The following is a 12745-nucleotide window of genomic DNA, read 5'->3' on the forward strand; positions in this document are numbered from 1 at the left end:
TCTCCACTTCCCAATTTTACCTAAAAGCCTAAATTTTCATGTTATGAAAGAGATTATAGCTCAAAATTTCTCCAGAGGCGCCAGAAACTACGAACGTTTTGCAATCATCCAAAAAAGGACTGCACAAAATTTATTGAACTTAATATCCAAAGTAAAGTATCAACAGGCCATAGATATTGGCGCTGGTTCCGGTGAACTTGCTTCCAAACTTAAAAACTGCATTGGTGTGGATATTTCACCTCAAATGTGCAAACAGATGGAAGCAAAAGGAATAAAATGTGTATGTGCTGATGCAGAAAATCTGCCTTTTTCCGATGAAACATTTGATCTTGCCGTTTCAAACTTTGCCCTTCAATGGATGAACATTGACAAAGCAGTAAGAGAAACAAGCCGAATTTTGAAAAAAAACGGCGTTTTTGCACTATCCCTTCCCGTAGAAGGAAGTTTATCAGAACTTTTTTCAGCCTGGCAAAAAACTTCTATCCTCTTAAATGGAAAAAAGGATAAACTCTTCAAATTTCCATCAGTAAACGCCATTATATTCTTCACAAAAAAGTACAATTTCCAGATAAACCACAGCACCATAAAAACTGAAAAGTTAGTTTTACCAACTGCATCAGAAGCTTTAAATTACATAAACAAAATAGGTGCAAGAAATCCGTACGGCTTTAAAAAAATAAAAAAGCAGTTTTATAAGATCTTCTGCCAGCATTATTTTGACGAAAAAGAACAGGGATACCCAATAACCTACAAAATCCTCACACTACTTTTAAGAAAAGCCTAAATTAATAGATGATAAATCCCGTTTAGGAGGGAAAAACGCTGACTCCAAGAGAAAGAGATATACTGCTAAAAGTAGCTGAGCTCTACATGGAAACGGGAGAACCTGTTGGTTCCAGAACTTTGCAGAAGCGGTTTTCTATGAATATAAGTCCTGCAACTATAAGGAATGTAATGGCAGACCTTGAAGACAAAGGATACCTCTACCAACCTCACACATCCGCTGGCAGATTGCCGACAGACGAAGGAATGAAATATTACATAAATTACCTTCTATTTTCCCTTGGTGAAGTTGATACAGGCATAGCTACAAGAATTATTGATTATATAAAAGCCTCTGGGAAGACTGGATTTGATGAAATATTTTCTGCGGTTCTGAATTTTTTAACAAAATCAACAGGATACATGAGCCTTGGCGCAAATTTCGTAATTGATGCACTAACGATAAAAGAAACTTCCCTTGTAAAAGTCTCCTCATCTAAAGTCCTTGTTGTTATCACGTGCGAACCTGAATACGTTATACATAAAGTTATAACGCTGAAAGCGGAACCTTCAATGCTTGCAAAAATATCCCAGGAATTAACGGCAAAGTTCAAAGGAAAACCCCTTTCAAACGTTAAGAAAGAGCTTGTGAAAGAGATGAATCAGGTCAGAGACGAATTTATGGAGCTATCTTTCAACCTTAATGCGCACCTTTTGAAACTTGTAAATAGTGTTAATGATGTCAGAATTACAGGAGCTTTCAATATCTTTAACAGTGTTAACGAAGATTTTGAGAAAATCCAAGAAATAATTAAAATTCTCGAAGAAAAAAAGAAGCTTTTAGAAACCTTTAGTAAACTAATTGATACAGCTGACAGAGTAACGGTAATTCTTGGTAAAGAAACAGAAATTGAGGCCTTTGAGCCATTCAGCATTGTCGCAGCAAAGTACTCTCTAAAATCAAAAGACGCAGGTATTGTGGGAATCTTAGGCCCAAAAAGAATGGATTACTGTCGAATAATACCTGTCGTAGAAAACGTATCAAGAGCACTCTCTTACATCCTGAGCAAAGACATCAAATAAACTGATATAATTCCATCATTTTCCAGGTATTTTTAGGAGGTAAAAAGCACAATGTCAGTTAGAGTTAGATTTGCACCAAGCCCAACAGGATTCATGCACGTAGGAAATGCCAGAACTGCCCTTTTCAACTACCTTTTTGCAAAACACAACAACGGAACATTTATTCTCAGAATAGAAGATACTGATACAGAAAGACACAGCGAAGAAGCTGTAAAAGTTATATATGAAGCCCTTAAATGGATGGGACTCGACTGGGATGAAGGACCTGAAAAAGGTGGAAACTACGGCCCTTACAGGCAATCTGAGAGAAAAGAGATTTACAAAAAATACATTGAACTTCTAAAAGAAAAAGATCTTGTATATGAATGTTTCTGCACAAAAGAAGAGCTTGATGCGATGCGTCAGGAACAACTGTCAAAAGGACTACCACCACGATACACAGGGAAATGTCGCCATTTAACAGAAAAAGAAAAAGAGAAATTGAGAGCCGAAGGAAGAAAACCTGTTTTAAGATTTAAAGTACCTACAGGAAAAACAGTAACATGGAAAGATCTTGTTAAAGGCACAATATCTATAAGCTCTGAACAGCTTGGTGGAGACTTTGTAATCGTCCGTTCAAACGGTATGCCAGTTTACAACTTTGTTGTTGTCATTGACGACGCCCTCATGAAAATCTCCCACGTAATAAGAGGTGAAGACCATATCTCAAATACACCAAAACAGATTCTTTTATACGAAGCACTCGGTTTTGAAGCTCCTGAATTTGCCCACCTACCGATGATTTTAGGAGAAGACAGAAGCAAACTTTCAAAAAGACATGGTTCAACATCTGTAGCTGAGTTTAAAGAAAAGGGATACCTTCCAGAAGCATTTACAAACTTCCTTGCACTTTTAGGATGGTACCCAAAAGACGGAAAAGAAATTCTCTCTATGGAAGAACTGATTGAAAGATTTGACATAAAAGATGTAAACAGTTCACCTGCAATATTCAATTTTGAAAAACTCAACTGGATGAACAAGGAATACATAAAAAGCTACGACATTAAAAAGTTAACAAAGCTCATTATTCCATACCTTGAAGAGGCAGGCTACGAAGTTGAAAAATTCGACTTTGACTGGCTGACAAAAGTAGTCGAAGCAACAAGAGACTACTTCACTTTGCTTTCAGACGCACCTACATACATGGAAACTTTCTTGAAAGACGAATTTGAAATAGAAAAAGAGGCTTTAAACTTCATGAATGAAGAGAGGCTAAACGTAGTAAAACACTTTGTGGAAAAGGTTTATCAATTAGACGAACTAAACGCAGAAACCTTTAAAAAAGCTGTTAAAGAAACAGGAAAAGAACTAAAAGCTAAAGGCAAAAACCTATTCATGCCTATAAGGATAGCCTTAACAGGAAAAATGAAGGGCGTTGAACTTGACATCCTTGTATCTCTTTTAGGAAAAGAGAGGGTTCTTAAACGTCTTCATTATGCAATTTCAGAAATTAACAGGAGGATGTAATGAAAAAAACCGCCCTTTTAGGACTTGCAATCCTTAGCATTGTTGCGGCAGGCTGCGGACAGAAACAAGAAACGGCAAAATCAACACCAGAATGGAATGCAAATTGTGCCCACTGTCACAATGGAAACATGGCAGTAACAAAAGATATGATACTTGCAAAGTACAAAGACAAAACTCAACTGCTAAACGCAGTAAAAGAATTTGTAAGTGCAGGAAAAATGCCACCAAATCTTCCATACGGAAAAGTGGCAGACGAACTCTACAGATAATTTAAAAATATTCAGGAAACTGACAGCGGCTGTGTGTCAGTTTCCTGAAATCTGTCGGAAACCAAGTTTAGAATAAATGCAATTTAAACACTGTAATAGCAATGGTTATAAAACCATAAATTAAACATTCACAATTATTTTAATCAGCATCCCCGACACTTGACACCTCACATTAACCAATGCTAATATGAATATGAATCCTGACACTCTTTGAAAAAAGAATAAGTTTTAAAATAGGGTTTTAAGCGTACCTCCAAGGAATTGAAACGATAACGCAGGCGTTATTTTCTACTTTGAAAATGAGTTTTAAGCGTACCTCCAAGGAATTGAAACAAAAGTTTGCCAACTTCTTTAGAATCAAGTTCCGCAGTTTTAAGCGTACCTCCAAGGAATTGAAACCATCTTCCACATCTTCAAATAGTTTATAAAATATTGTTTTAAGCGTACCTCCAAGGAATTGAAACCCGGCATCGTCCACGTGAACAGCAGGATCAAAAACATTCAGTTTTAAGCGTACCTCCAAGGAATTGAAACAAAAATATAATCTAATTACTTGTGGAAGCTTTGTTGTTTTAAGCGTACCTCCAAGGAATTGAAACTAAAATTCTAATAAAACTATAAAAGGAGGTTGTGTATGGTTTTAAGCGTACCTCCAAGGAATTGAAACACGCAAGGAGTTAAAACATCAGTACTTGTATCAACAGGTTTTAAGCGTACCTCCAAGGAATTGAAACATGGCCGCTTTAAAAATCTCATTTCCTCTCTCTTTTCGTTTTAAGCGTACCTCCAAGGAATTGAAACCGGCTTGGATACTCTCTTCAAATTCCCAGAGTTCTGAGAGTTTTAAGCGTACCTCCAAGGAATTGAAACGAGGATCTGCGGGAGGAAGCAAACTCTCTATCTCTTGTTTTAAGCGTACCTCCAAGGAATTGAAACTCTGGCGAAGTTCTTTCTTTAAGAAAGATAGCTAAGTTTTAAGCGTACCTCCAAGGAATTGAAACATGTCCCATAAACGAACACATAAGAGCATTTTGCTAATTGTTTTAAGCGTACCTCCAAGGAATTGAAATCAGAGCTTTAGAACGCTATATAAAAGTGAAATACAAGTTTAAAGCGCACCTCTAAGAAATTGAAACAATAAACGCTTGAGCAACCTTTTCAGCTGTTTCCCTGGCCAGTCTGTCAATAGAGATAACCTCTTCTATTGTTTCAGGTGGTGAAAGATTCAGTATCTCCATGGTTTTCTCTATAACTTCAGGAATAGCTGTGAACGGGATTTTTCTATTGAGAAAATAGCTAACGGCAATTTCGTCTGCAGCGTTCAAAATTATCGGATACGGATAACCTCTATTTAAGGCATCAAAAGCAAGCTTTAAACACTTAAATGTTTCTACATCAGGCTCTTCAAAGGTTAGGGAAACGCCGTAAAAATCCATTCCAAGTTCATCAGAAAGAAACAATCTCTCAGGATAAGAGAGAGCATATGCTATAGGTATTCTCATATCAGGTTTTCCCATCTGGGCTATAAAAGAGTTATCACAAAATCTCACCATTGAATGAACGATGCTCTGTGGATGAACAACAACCTTTATTTTTTCAACAGGCACATCAAAAAGCCAGACAGCTTCAATGACTTCAAGGCCTTTGTTCATCAACGTTGCCGAATCTACCGTAACCTTGCTTCCCATGTCCCAGTTGGGATGGGAAAGTGCGTCTTCAGGTTTCACGTTTCTAAGTTCCTCAAGCTTTTTCCCTCTAAAAGGGCCCCCTGAAGCCGTAAGAATAATTTCTTTTACTTCTTCTTTTTTTCCGGATAAAAGTGCCTGAAATATTGCTGAATGTTCACTATCAACAGGAATTATCTCTTTTGCTACAGATTTAATGAACTTACCGGCACAGACAAGAGATTCCTTATTGGCAAGAGCAACTCTTTTTGCCTTTTTTGAAGCTTCAAAAGTTGGAACAATTCCCGAAGCTCCTGATATAGCAGCAACTACAATGTCAAACTCAATATCCTCTATAAGAGAAGTGATTCCTTCTTCACCAGAGTAAAATCTGGTACCTGCTGGAACTTCTATCTCTCCATCAAAAAGAGCTACTGCCTCAGGCTTAAATTCTTCAAGTTGTTTTTTAAGCTTTTCACCGTTTTTTCCAGCAACAAGACCAGCAATTTTAAATTTATCTGAAAACTGCCTTACAACATCAAGCGTATTTTCACCAATTGAACCAGTTGAACCTAAAACCAAAACTTTTTTAACTTCATTTCCCATTAAAGCCTCGCTATAAGTTCAGCCACAGACTCTATCTTCTCCTGCTTTCCAGTCTCAAGACACTTTAACGAATAAAAACCACCTTCTAACTCTTCGTCACCTATGATAACTACATACTTAACGTTCAACCTATTTGCAAGTTTAAACTGAGACTTGAAACTCCCTTGCCTGTGATCTATCTCTGCGTAAAAACTTTTATCCCTTAACATCTTGACAAGTCTTAACCCTTCTAAATAGGCCTTCTCACCACCTGTTACAACAAAAACTCCGTTTCTTTCTCTTTCTTCATCAGAAATAAGAAGCATTATCCTATCAATACCCATTGCAAAACCAAGGGCGGGAACATCACTGCCACCAAGTTCTTTTATCAAATTATCATAGCGGCCGCCGGCTAAAACCGTGCTTTGAGCACCAAGAGCATCAGATTTAAATTCAAAAACTGTTTTCGTGTAGTAATCAAGCCCTCTGACGATGAAAGGATTGTGAACAAAAGGCACTTTAAGTTCTCTAAGCAAAAATTTTAGTTTTTCAAAATGTTCGCTGCACTCTTCACACAGGTAGTCTGTTATTAAAGGCGCATCTTTAACAACTTCCCTGCAACCCTCATTTTTGCAGTCAAGAACCCTTAAAGGATTTCTATCAAGTCTATTCTGGCAATCTTTACAGAGTTTTTCTTTTTGAGAAGAGAGATATTCAATAAGAGCCTTTTTATAATTTGGCCTGCATTTTTCACAGCCTATAGAATTTATTTCAAGCGTAAAGTCAATGTTTAAAGCTTTTAAAATCTCTGAAGCAAGAAGAATAACCTCCGCATCAACACCTGGTGAAGAAAGTCCAAAAACTTCACATCCAGCCTGAAAAAATTGCCTATTCCTTCCGGCTTGAGGCCTTTCATAGCGAAACATAGGACCTATGTAAAACCATTTTGTAAAAGGTTCCTTTGCATAGACACCGTGCTGAATGTAAGCCCTTACGGCAGAAGCCGTTCCTTCTGGCCTTAAAGCAATCTTCCTGCCGCCCCTGTCCTCAAAAACGTACATCTCTTTCTGAACAATGTCTGTCGTTTCTCCAACACTTCTTAAAAAGAGCCCTGCCTCTTCAAAAACGGGAAGAATTACCTCTTTAAAACCGTAAACCTTTACCTTTTCCTTAAACGTTTCAGCAATTTTTTCAAACTTTTCACTTTCAGGCGGTATTATGTCTTCAACACCTCTAACCGTCTTAAATCCCATAATCCTCTACGACCTCCACTCCTTCCGTATAGCAAAATCTATCACCGGCATCACCAAGACCCGGCAAAATGTATCCTTTATCGTTTAAACACCTATCAATTGATGCTGTAAAAATCTCAATTCCTGAAAACTTTTTAAGTTTTTCAATTCCTTCTGGTGCACTTACAAAAGAAATAAATTTTATTTTCCCGGGATTTATACCCAATTTTAAAAGTTTTTCAACTACACACACGGCGGTTCCGCCAGTTGCAAGCATAGGATCAAGGATAAAATAGAAAGCATCTTTAATAACAGGAACTTTGAAGTAATAAAGGTTTGGCTTTAAAGTCTCCTCATTACGGTAAACACCGGCAAAACCTATTCTACCCTTTTCATAAATAGAGATTGCGGGATGAAGCATCAAAAGCCCAGCACGAAGTATCGGAACAAAAACCACCTCATCGTTTAAAACGGAAACTTCAGCGTTTGATTCAACCGGCGTATCAATAACAACTTTATTTGAAGGCAGATTTGACAAAGCTCTTTCAACCAAAAGGAACGTTAGCTTTTCAACTGCACTACGAAAAGAGACTCCTTCGCTTTTTTTATCTCTCAAAATAGAAAGAAGAGACGAGGCCAGGTTGTTCTTAACCTCTGTTATCATTGGATAACTTCTCCTAAAACAGCCGTATAAAAACTGTTTTTATAATCCCCGCTTAATATATCGTAGGTATCTTTAGCCTTTTCTTTCTCTCCTTTTGAAAGATAGTAAATCGTCAGATAGTAAAGCCCTGCAGGATAGGTCCAATCTTTATCACGGGAAAGAGAGGCAAACTTTTGAACGGCTTCACTACTTTTACCTTTCTCCATCATAAAAATTCCATCTTCCAACTTAGCAGCAGGAGAAATTGTAAAACTTTTTACATCTTCAGCCCTTTTTATGTAATCAATATCACCTGCCAACTTCCCATATAAAAACGCACCGGCCTTTCCTGAAGGTGCTGAAAAGTATTTATCAGCAACTTCTTTAAAATACTTTTCAGCCTCCTTCTCATTACCATCTTCAAGAGCTATCATACCTTTATCAAAAATGGCAGCCGCTTTCATCTCAAGGTTACTCTTATACCACTTATAGCCAAGGTATCCACCACCGACTATAAGCAAAACAGCAAGAACGGCAACAAATTTAGCGGCGTGAGCCTGAAAGAAAGCAATAATCTTATAAACATCATCCACCATCATTTCAGCTTCAGGCGTATCAACTGGTGCCGGTATGTCAATATGCTTCTCTATTTTTGCCTTTTTCTTCTTCTTATCTCTTCCGTAAGACTTATAAGGTGGCTTTTTCATCACCCATCTTCCTCCTAACTATCTCTTCAGAGGTTGCAAAAGCCCTCTCAACCTCCTGCAACGTAAGTCCTGCACCAAGACCAACTTTTAAAGCAAAAGTCCTATCTATTAAATCAGAAGGTGAATGAGCATCGGTGTTTATAACAAACCTGACGCCCACTTCTCTACCAACCCTTACCACATATCCGTTGGTTATATTATGCCCTTTCCTTGCAGTTATCTCAATAGCTACACCTTTCTTAGCTGCCATTTCAAGCGTTTTCAAATCCACGAGTCCGGGATGGGCAAGAATATCCGCACCACCTTCAACTGCCGCTAAATTTGTCCCTTCAGCCACCGGTTCAACTACTGTTTCACCATGAACTACAACAACTTTAGCACCTTCATTCCTGCACTTCTCTATAAGTTCCGGAATTTTAACAGGTGGAACGTGAGTTATCTCAACACCGGGAAGCACAATTACATTCGTATTTTCAGTAAGAATCTCAGCAGTTTTTAATAGATTTTCAATGATAAACTGATAGTTTGAGTAATCTGCATGATCAGTTATAGCTATCGCTCTGTAACCAATGAACTCCGCACGGCGAACAAGTTCACTTGGAATAAGCTCACCATCACTAAAAACCGTATGTGTATGAAGGTCTATCATATCCACCTCTAAGAAAGTTCCTCAACCACTATGTTAACGTTGGTATATATACATATACTTCCGGCTATTTTTAGAGATTTCTCAACAATCTCTCTGGCAGAAAGGTCAGTATTCTCATAGAGAGCTGTTGCTGCAGCTTGAGCGTAAGCACCACCAGAACCTATTGCCATAACTGGAATATCAGGTTCTATCACATCACCGTTACCTGAAATGAGAAGAATCCTGCTCCTATCGGCAACAAGAAGCATCGCTTCAAGCCGCCTTAAAACCCTATCTGTCCGCCAGTCTTTTGCAAGTTCAACGGCAGATTTTAAGAGATTTCCACCAAAGGAAATCAATTTAGACTCAAACCTTTCAAGGAGAGAAAAGGCATCAGCAACAGAACCGGCAAAACCGACAAGTACACTATTGTTATATATTTTCCTAACCTTTCTTGCACCATTTTTAAAAACTGTGTTTCCAAGTGTAACCTGGCCATCACCAGCCATAGCAACTTTACCATCTCTTATAACGGCACATATGGTGGTACCGTGAAAAGTCTCACTCATAAATACCTCCCGGATAGTACCTTCTCCTTATCATACCACCGGCAAGCTGTCCTATCACGGCCGTTGCAATAAGAAGAGGTGCAAACTTTATACTGATCCCAAGAAGAATTCTACAGGCTATGATAAATGGTATCGGAAGATGAATGTAAAGAAACCACCTTTTTGAAAACTTCTCTGTCGTCTCCCTTAACCACCCGAAAGGTAGATTCAGAACAAGCGTAAGAACAACGACAAAAAGCAACTTTTCAAACATACTTTCCCTCCTTTTTCGCTGTGGTCAGGGAAAAATTATTAATATCTCCTAACTATGTCAATTGCAAGTTATTATCAATCTTTCCAGAAAGAAGGCATGAAGACGGCAAAAAGGGCAAAAATCTCAAGTCTTCCCAGAATCATTTCTATAGAAAGGATAAGCTTCTGCCAGTCTGCAAAAAAGTGATAGTTACCGGCAGGACCGGTTTTCAAAAGACCCGGACCGGAACAGCTGGCACAGGCAATAGAAGAGGAGAAGGCCGTTACAAGATCCGTGCCGGTAAGACAGAGGAGTATCCCCACAATAACCGTGACAAAGGTAAAAGCCGCACCAAAAGCCCATATTGCATTAAGCGCGGAAAAATCAAGCGTTTTACCGTCCAGCTTTATCCTGTAAACAAGTCTCGGATGTGCCGTTTTTTTAAGCTCTCCATAGATAGACTTGCCTAAAGCTACAAGCCTGAACTGCTTTAAACCACCTGCCGTTGAACCGGAAACACCTCCCAAAAACTCAAGGATGATAAGCACCGCTAAAACGAATGTCGGCCAGTGAGTATAGTCTGTTGAAGAAAAACCTGTCGTTGAAGCAGAATTAATCACCTGAAATATACTGTACCTTAAAGCCTGAAATGGATTGTAAAATCCATCGACTGTAAGAACAAGAGTACATAAAACTATCGCCACACCAAGAATTGTAAAGTAAAGTTTGTTTTCTTCTGATTTAAAGAAAACTCTCCAGTTTTTTGTCCTGTAAAAGTGATACCAGTTGAGGAAGTTAACTGAGCCAAACACCATAAAAAGTGCAACAACCATCTCTATAAAAACGTTGTGGTAACTTCCTATACTGCTGTTCTTAACTGAAAAGCCACCTGTTGCTATGGTACAAAAGGCGTGGTTAACAGCGTCAAAAAGCGGCATTCCTCCTAAAAGGAGGAGCAAAATCTCAGCAATTATCAAACCGTTATAGATGACAAAGATTATCCTTGCAACTTCTTTAACCTTCGGTTTCAGCTTTTCTTCTACCGCCTTTGAAGCTTCAAATTTCATCATCTGCATGCCACCTGATCCAAGGGCAGGCAGAAGGGCAATGGCAAAAACGACGAATCCTAAACCACCGACCCAGTTTGTCGTTGAACGCCATAGAAGGAGACTCTTTGGCATTGCCTCCACATTTGTCAGTATCGAAGCACCTGTGGTCGTGAAACCTGAAGCAGATTCAAAGTAAGCCTCTATAAAGTCAGGAATGGCACCATTTATCCAGTAAGCCATTGCCGAAATTGCCGGAAACACAAGCCATATAAGAGAAATAGAAAGAATGGCCTCTTTTAAAGTCAAATCATCCCTTATCTCTATCTGATAAGCAAGCAGATAAATTGAACCTACAAGAAGAAATGGATAAATAAAATCCATAACCTGACCGTCACCAACAACGAGAGAATAAGTGGCAGGGATAAGAAGCGACAAAGACATGTAAAAGAGGATTGAGACGACAACTTTAAACACTACCGTTAAATCAATACCCCTAACTTTCATACCACTACCTCTGCCTTATGCATATAAGTATATCGCCTTTCTTTACAACCGTATCGCCACCGACTACCTGAATATCGTTGTCTCTTTTAAGTGCAAGAACTAAAGGACACTCCTTGCACTTTATTTCTGATATCTGCTTGCCGTCCCACTCACTGCCAACCTGGATTTCAAGAATTTCAATGTTTTCTCTAAGCTCAAAAACATCAAGAAGGCTTTTACTACTAAGGGTTGTGTACACGCGGCTTGCAAGCAACTTTCTCGGAACTATCGGCGTATCAATACCAATAGATTCTATGATGTTCTCATACTCAGAATGGGCTATAAGTGCTGCCGCTCTTTTAGCACCTAATTTTTTAGCAAGGATGCAGGAAAGAACGTTATTTTCCTCATCTTCTGTTATCGCAATGACCAAACCTGCTTTGTCTATCCCTTCAGACTTTAAAAGCTCAACATCTGTAACTTCTCCGTGCAGAACATCAATATTTGGAAATTCCCCGGCTATCTCCTCACACTTCTGCAGGTCAGGTTCAACAAGCTTTATCTTTAACCCCTCAAAATCCGCTATTCTTTTGAGAAGTTCAACGGTAAACTTTGAATGACCAAGAATAAACGCAAGTCTAACTGGCTCAGCATTTTTAAGGAGATGTTCCTGAAACACTTTTACATCTTCTTCTTTTATTACAAAGAAGAGAGAATCATCAGGATAAACTATCGTATCCCCATCCGGAACTACAACCTTCCCGTCTCTTTCAAGAGCCGCAATTGTAAAAGGAATCAGCTTCCTTAAAGCCTGAAGTTCTTTTATCTCTTTCCCCGCAAAAATATCCTCAGAAGAGACCATGTAGTTGAGAAGAATTAACTTTCCTTTTTCGAAACGAACAACTGAACGGGCAAAGGGGAATCTAATAGTGTCAATGATTTTTGTAATAACTTCTGTTAAAATGTTAACAGGTTCAACACCAAGAAGTTCTTTAATCGGTGGCGCAGCAAAGGCATTCTTACTCACCCTTATGATTATTTTATCCTTCTTGAAGAAAGACTTCAAAATCGCGGCTATTGCTATGTTTCTCTCATCACTATCTGTCACAACGATAAAAAGCTCAAAATCCTTAACCTTATCAAGACACTTCACTTCTGTCGCATCGCAGTCAATACCCATTATGTCGAGGGTAGAAGTTAAATCCTCTATCTTGGCACTGTTCTTATCTATAACGGCAATTTCATAGCCGGAAACTGAGAGCTTTTTGGCAAGGGAACTACCCACAACACCGGCACCTATGATACAAACTTTTTTCATCTTTCACCTCAAACA

12 protein-coding genes, 1 pseudogene and 1 CRISPR repeat array are annotated in these 12745 nt (G+C 38.6%); of the genes and pseudogenes, 4 read left to right on the top strand and 9 right to left on the bottom strand.

Going from position 1 to position 12745, the window contains the following annotated elements:
• Positions 1-43 precede the first annotated feature (43 nt).
• Genes H153_RS09895 through H153_RS0103975 form a run of 4 tightly spaced genes read left to right on the top strand, consistent with a single transcriptional unit; the run spans position 44 to position 3620 of the window.
• Positions 44-784 carry a methyltransferase domain-containing protein gene (locus H153_RS09895; protein ID WP_022846853.1) on the top strand — a complete coding sequence of 247 codons (741 nt, stop codon included), beginning with the start codon at positions 44-46 and terminating at the stop codon, positions 782-784.
• A 38-nt stretch (positions 785-822) separates the two neighbouring features.
• Positions 823-1845: a heat-inducible transcriptional repressor HrcA gene (hrcA, locus tag H153_RS0103965; protein ID WP_027719996.1), complete on the top strand. Its 1023-nt coding sequence runs from the start codon at positions 823-825 to the stop codon at positions 1843-1845.
• Positions 1846-1896: 51 nt separating this feature from the next.
• Positions 1897-3351, top strand: a complete 1455-nt coding sequence (gltX, locus tag H153_RS0103970; RefSeq protein ID WP_022846855.1) for a glutamate--tRNA ligase — start codon at positions 1897-1899, stop codon at positions 3349-3351.
• The gene (locus H153_RS0103975; RefSeq protein ID WP_022846856.1) at positions 3351-3620 is read left to right on the top strand and encodes a hypothetical protein; all 270 of its coding nucleotides are present in this window, start codon (positions 3351-3353) and stop codon (positions 3618-3620) included. The genes gltX and H153_RS0103975 overlap by 1 nt, the downstream gene beginning before the upstream one ends.
• 238 nt (positions 3621-3858) lie before the next feature.
• Positions 3859-4756: a CRISPR direct-repeat array (repeat unit 29 nt; unit sequence GTTTTAAGCGTACCTCCAAGGAATTGAAA).
• On the opposite strand, the pseudogene dxr reads toward H153_RS0103975, so the two are convergent.
• The 9 genes and pseudogenes from dxr to H153_RS0104020 all read right to left on the bottom strand — a co-directional run.
• A pseudogene (dxr, locus tag H153_RS09900) lies at positions 4757-5890 on the bottom strand (1-deoxy-D-xylulose-5-phosphate reductoisomerase); the annotation flags it as partial.
• Complete coding sequence (gene hisS, locus H153_RS0103985) at positions 5890-7122, bottom strand: histidine--tRNA ligase (protein ID WP_022846857.1); 1233 nt, start codon at positions 7120-7122, stop codon at positions 5890-5892. The pseudogene dxr and the gene hisS, both read right to left, overlap by 1 nt.
• On the bottom strand, positions 7112-7765 hold the full coding sequence (upp, locus tag H153_RS0103990) for a uracil phosphoribosyltransferase (RefSeq protein WP_022846858.1): 654 nt from the start codon (positions 7763-7765) through the stop codon (positions 7112-7114). Before upp ends, hisS begins: the two co-directional genes overlap by 11 nt.
• The gene (locus tag H153_RS0103995) at positions 7762-8451 is read right to left on the bottom strand and encodes a hypothetical protein (protein WP_022846859.1); all 690 of its coding nucleotides are present in this window, start codon (positions 8449-8451) and stop codon (positions 7762-7764) included. Before H153_RS0103995 ends, upp begins: the two co-directional genes overlap by 4 nt.
• Positions 8432-9100: a histidinol phosphate phosphatase domain-containing protein gene (locus H153_RS0104000; protein ID WP_022846860.1), complete on the bottom strand. Its 669-nt coding sequence runs from the start codon at positions 9098-9100 to the stop codon at positions 8432-8434. The genes H153_RS0103995 and H153_RS0104000 overlap by 20 nt, the downstream gene beginning before the upstream one ends.
• A gap of 8 nt (positions 9101-9108) precedes the next feature.
• Positions 9109-9648, bottom strand: coding sequence for an ATP-dependent protease subunit HslV (hslV, locus tag H153_RS0104005; protein ID WP_022846861.1), 540 nt, complete (start codon positions 9646-9648; stop codon positions 9109-9111).
• Positions 9641-9901, bottom strand: a complete 261-nt coding sequence (locus H153_RS0104010) for a hypothetical protein (protein WP_022846862.1) — start codon at positions 9899-9901, stop codon at positions 9641-9643. Before H153_RS0104010 ends, hslV begins: the two co-directional genes overlap by 8 nt.
• Positions 9902-9975: 74 nt before the next feature.
• Positions 9976-11433: a TrkH family potassium uptake protein gene (locus tag H153_RS0104015; RefSeq protein ID WP_022846863.1), complete on the bottom strand. Its 1458-nt coding sequence runs from the start codon at positions 11431-11433 to the stop codon at positions 9976-9978.
• A 4-nt stretch (positions 11434-11437) separates the two neighbouring features.
• On the bottom strand, positions 11438-12730 hold the full coding sequence (locus tag H153_RS0104020; RefSeq protein WP_022846864.1) for an NAD-binding protein: 1293 nt from the start codon (positions 12728-12730) through the stop codon (positions 11438-11440).
• Between the last annotated feature and the right edge of the window lie 15 nt (positions 12731-12745).

The organism is Desulfurobacterium sp. TC5-1, from assembly GCF_000421485.1.
Classification (GTDB): Bacteria; Aquificota; Aquificia; order Desulfurobacteriales; family Desulfurobacteriaceae; genus Desulfurobacterium_A.

What these genes read in the sequence shown, in the direction of transcription:
- H153_RS09895 (WP_022846853.1), top strand. Translation starts at nt 44, where the DNA reads ATGAAAGAGATTATAGCTCAAAATTTCTCCAGAGGCGCCAGAAACTAC.
- gltX (WP_022846855.1), top strand. Translation starts at nt 1,897, where the DNA reads ATGTCAGTTAGAGTTAGATTTGCACCAAGCCCAACAGGATTCATGCAC.
- H153_RS0103975 (WP_022846856.1), top strand. Translation starts at nt 3,351, where the DNA reads ATGAAAAAAACCGCCCTTTTAGGACTTGCAATCCTTAGCATTGTTGCG.
- hisS (WP_022846857.1), bottom strand. Translation starts at nt 7,122, where the DNA reads ATGGGATTTAAGACGGTTAGAGGTGTTGAAGACATAATACCGCCTGAA.
- upp (WP_022846858.1), bottom strand. Translation starts at nt 7,765, where the DNA reads ATGATAACAGAGGTTAAGAACAACCTGGCCTCGTCTCTTCTTTCTATT.
- H153_RS0103995 (WP_022846859.1), bottom strand. Translation starts at nt 8,451, where the DNA reads ATGAAAAAGCCACCTTATAAGTCTTACGGAAGAGATAAGAAGAAGAAA.
- H153_RS0104000 (WP_022846860.1), bottom strand. Translation starts at nt 9,100, where the DNA reads ATGATAGACCTTCATACACATACGGTTTTTAGTGATGGTGAGCTTATT.
- hslV (WP_022846861.1), bottom strand. Translation starts at nt 9,648, where the DNA reads ATGAGTGAGACTTTTCACGGTACCACCATATGTGCCGTTATAAGAGAT.
- H153_RS0104010 (WP_022846862.1), bottom strand. Translation starts at nt 9,901, where the DNA reads ATGTTTGAAAAGTTGCTTTTTGTCGTTGTTCTTACGCTTGTTCTGAAT.
- H153_RS0104015 (WP_022846863.1), bottom strand. Translation starts at nt 11,433, where the DNA reads ATGAAAGTTAGGGGTATTGATTTAACGGTAGTGTTTAAAGTTGTCGTC.
- H153_RS0104020 (WP_022846864.1), bottom strand. Translation starts at nt 12,730, where the DNA reads ATGAAAAAAGTTTGTATCATAGGTGCCGGTGTTGTGGGTAGTTCCCTT.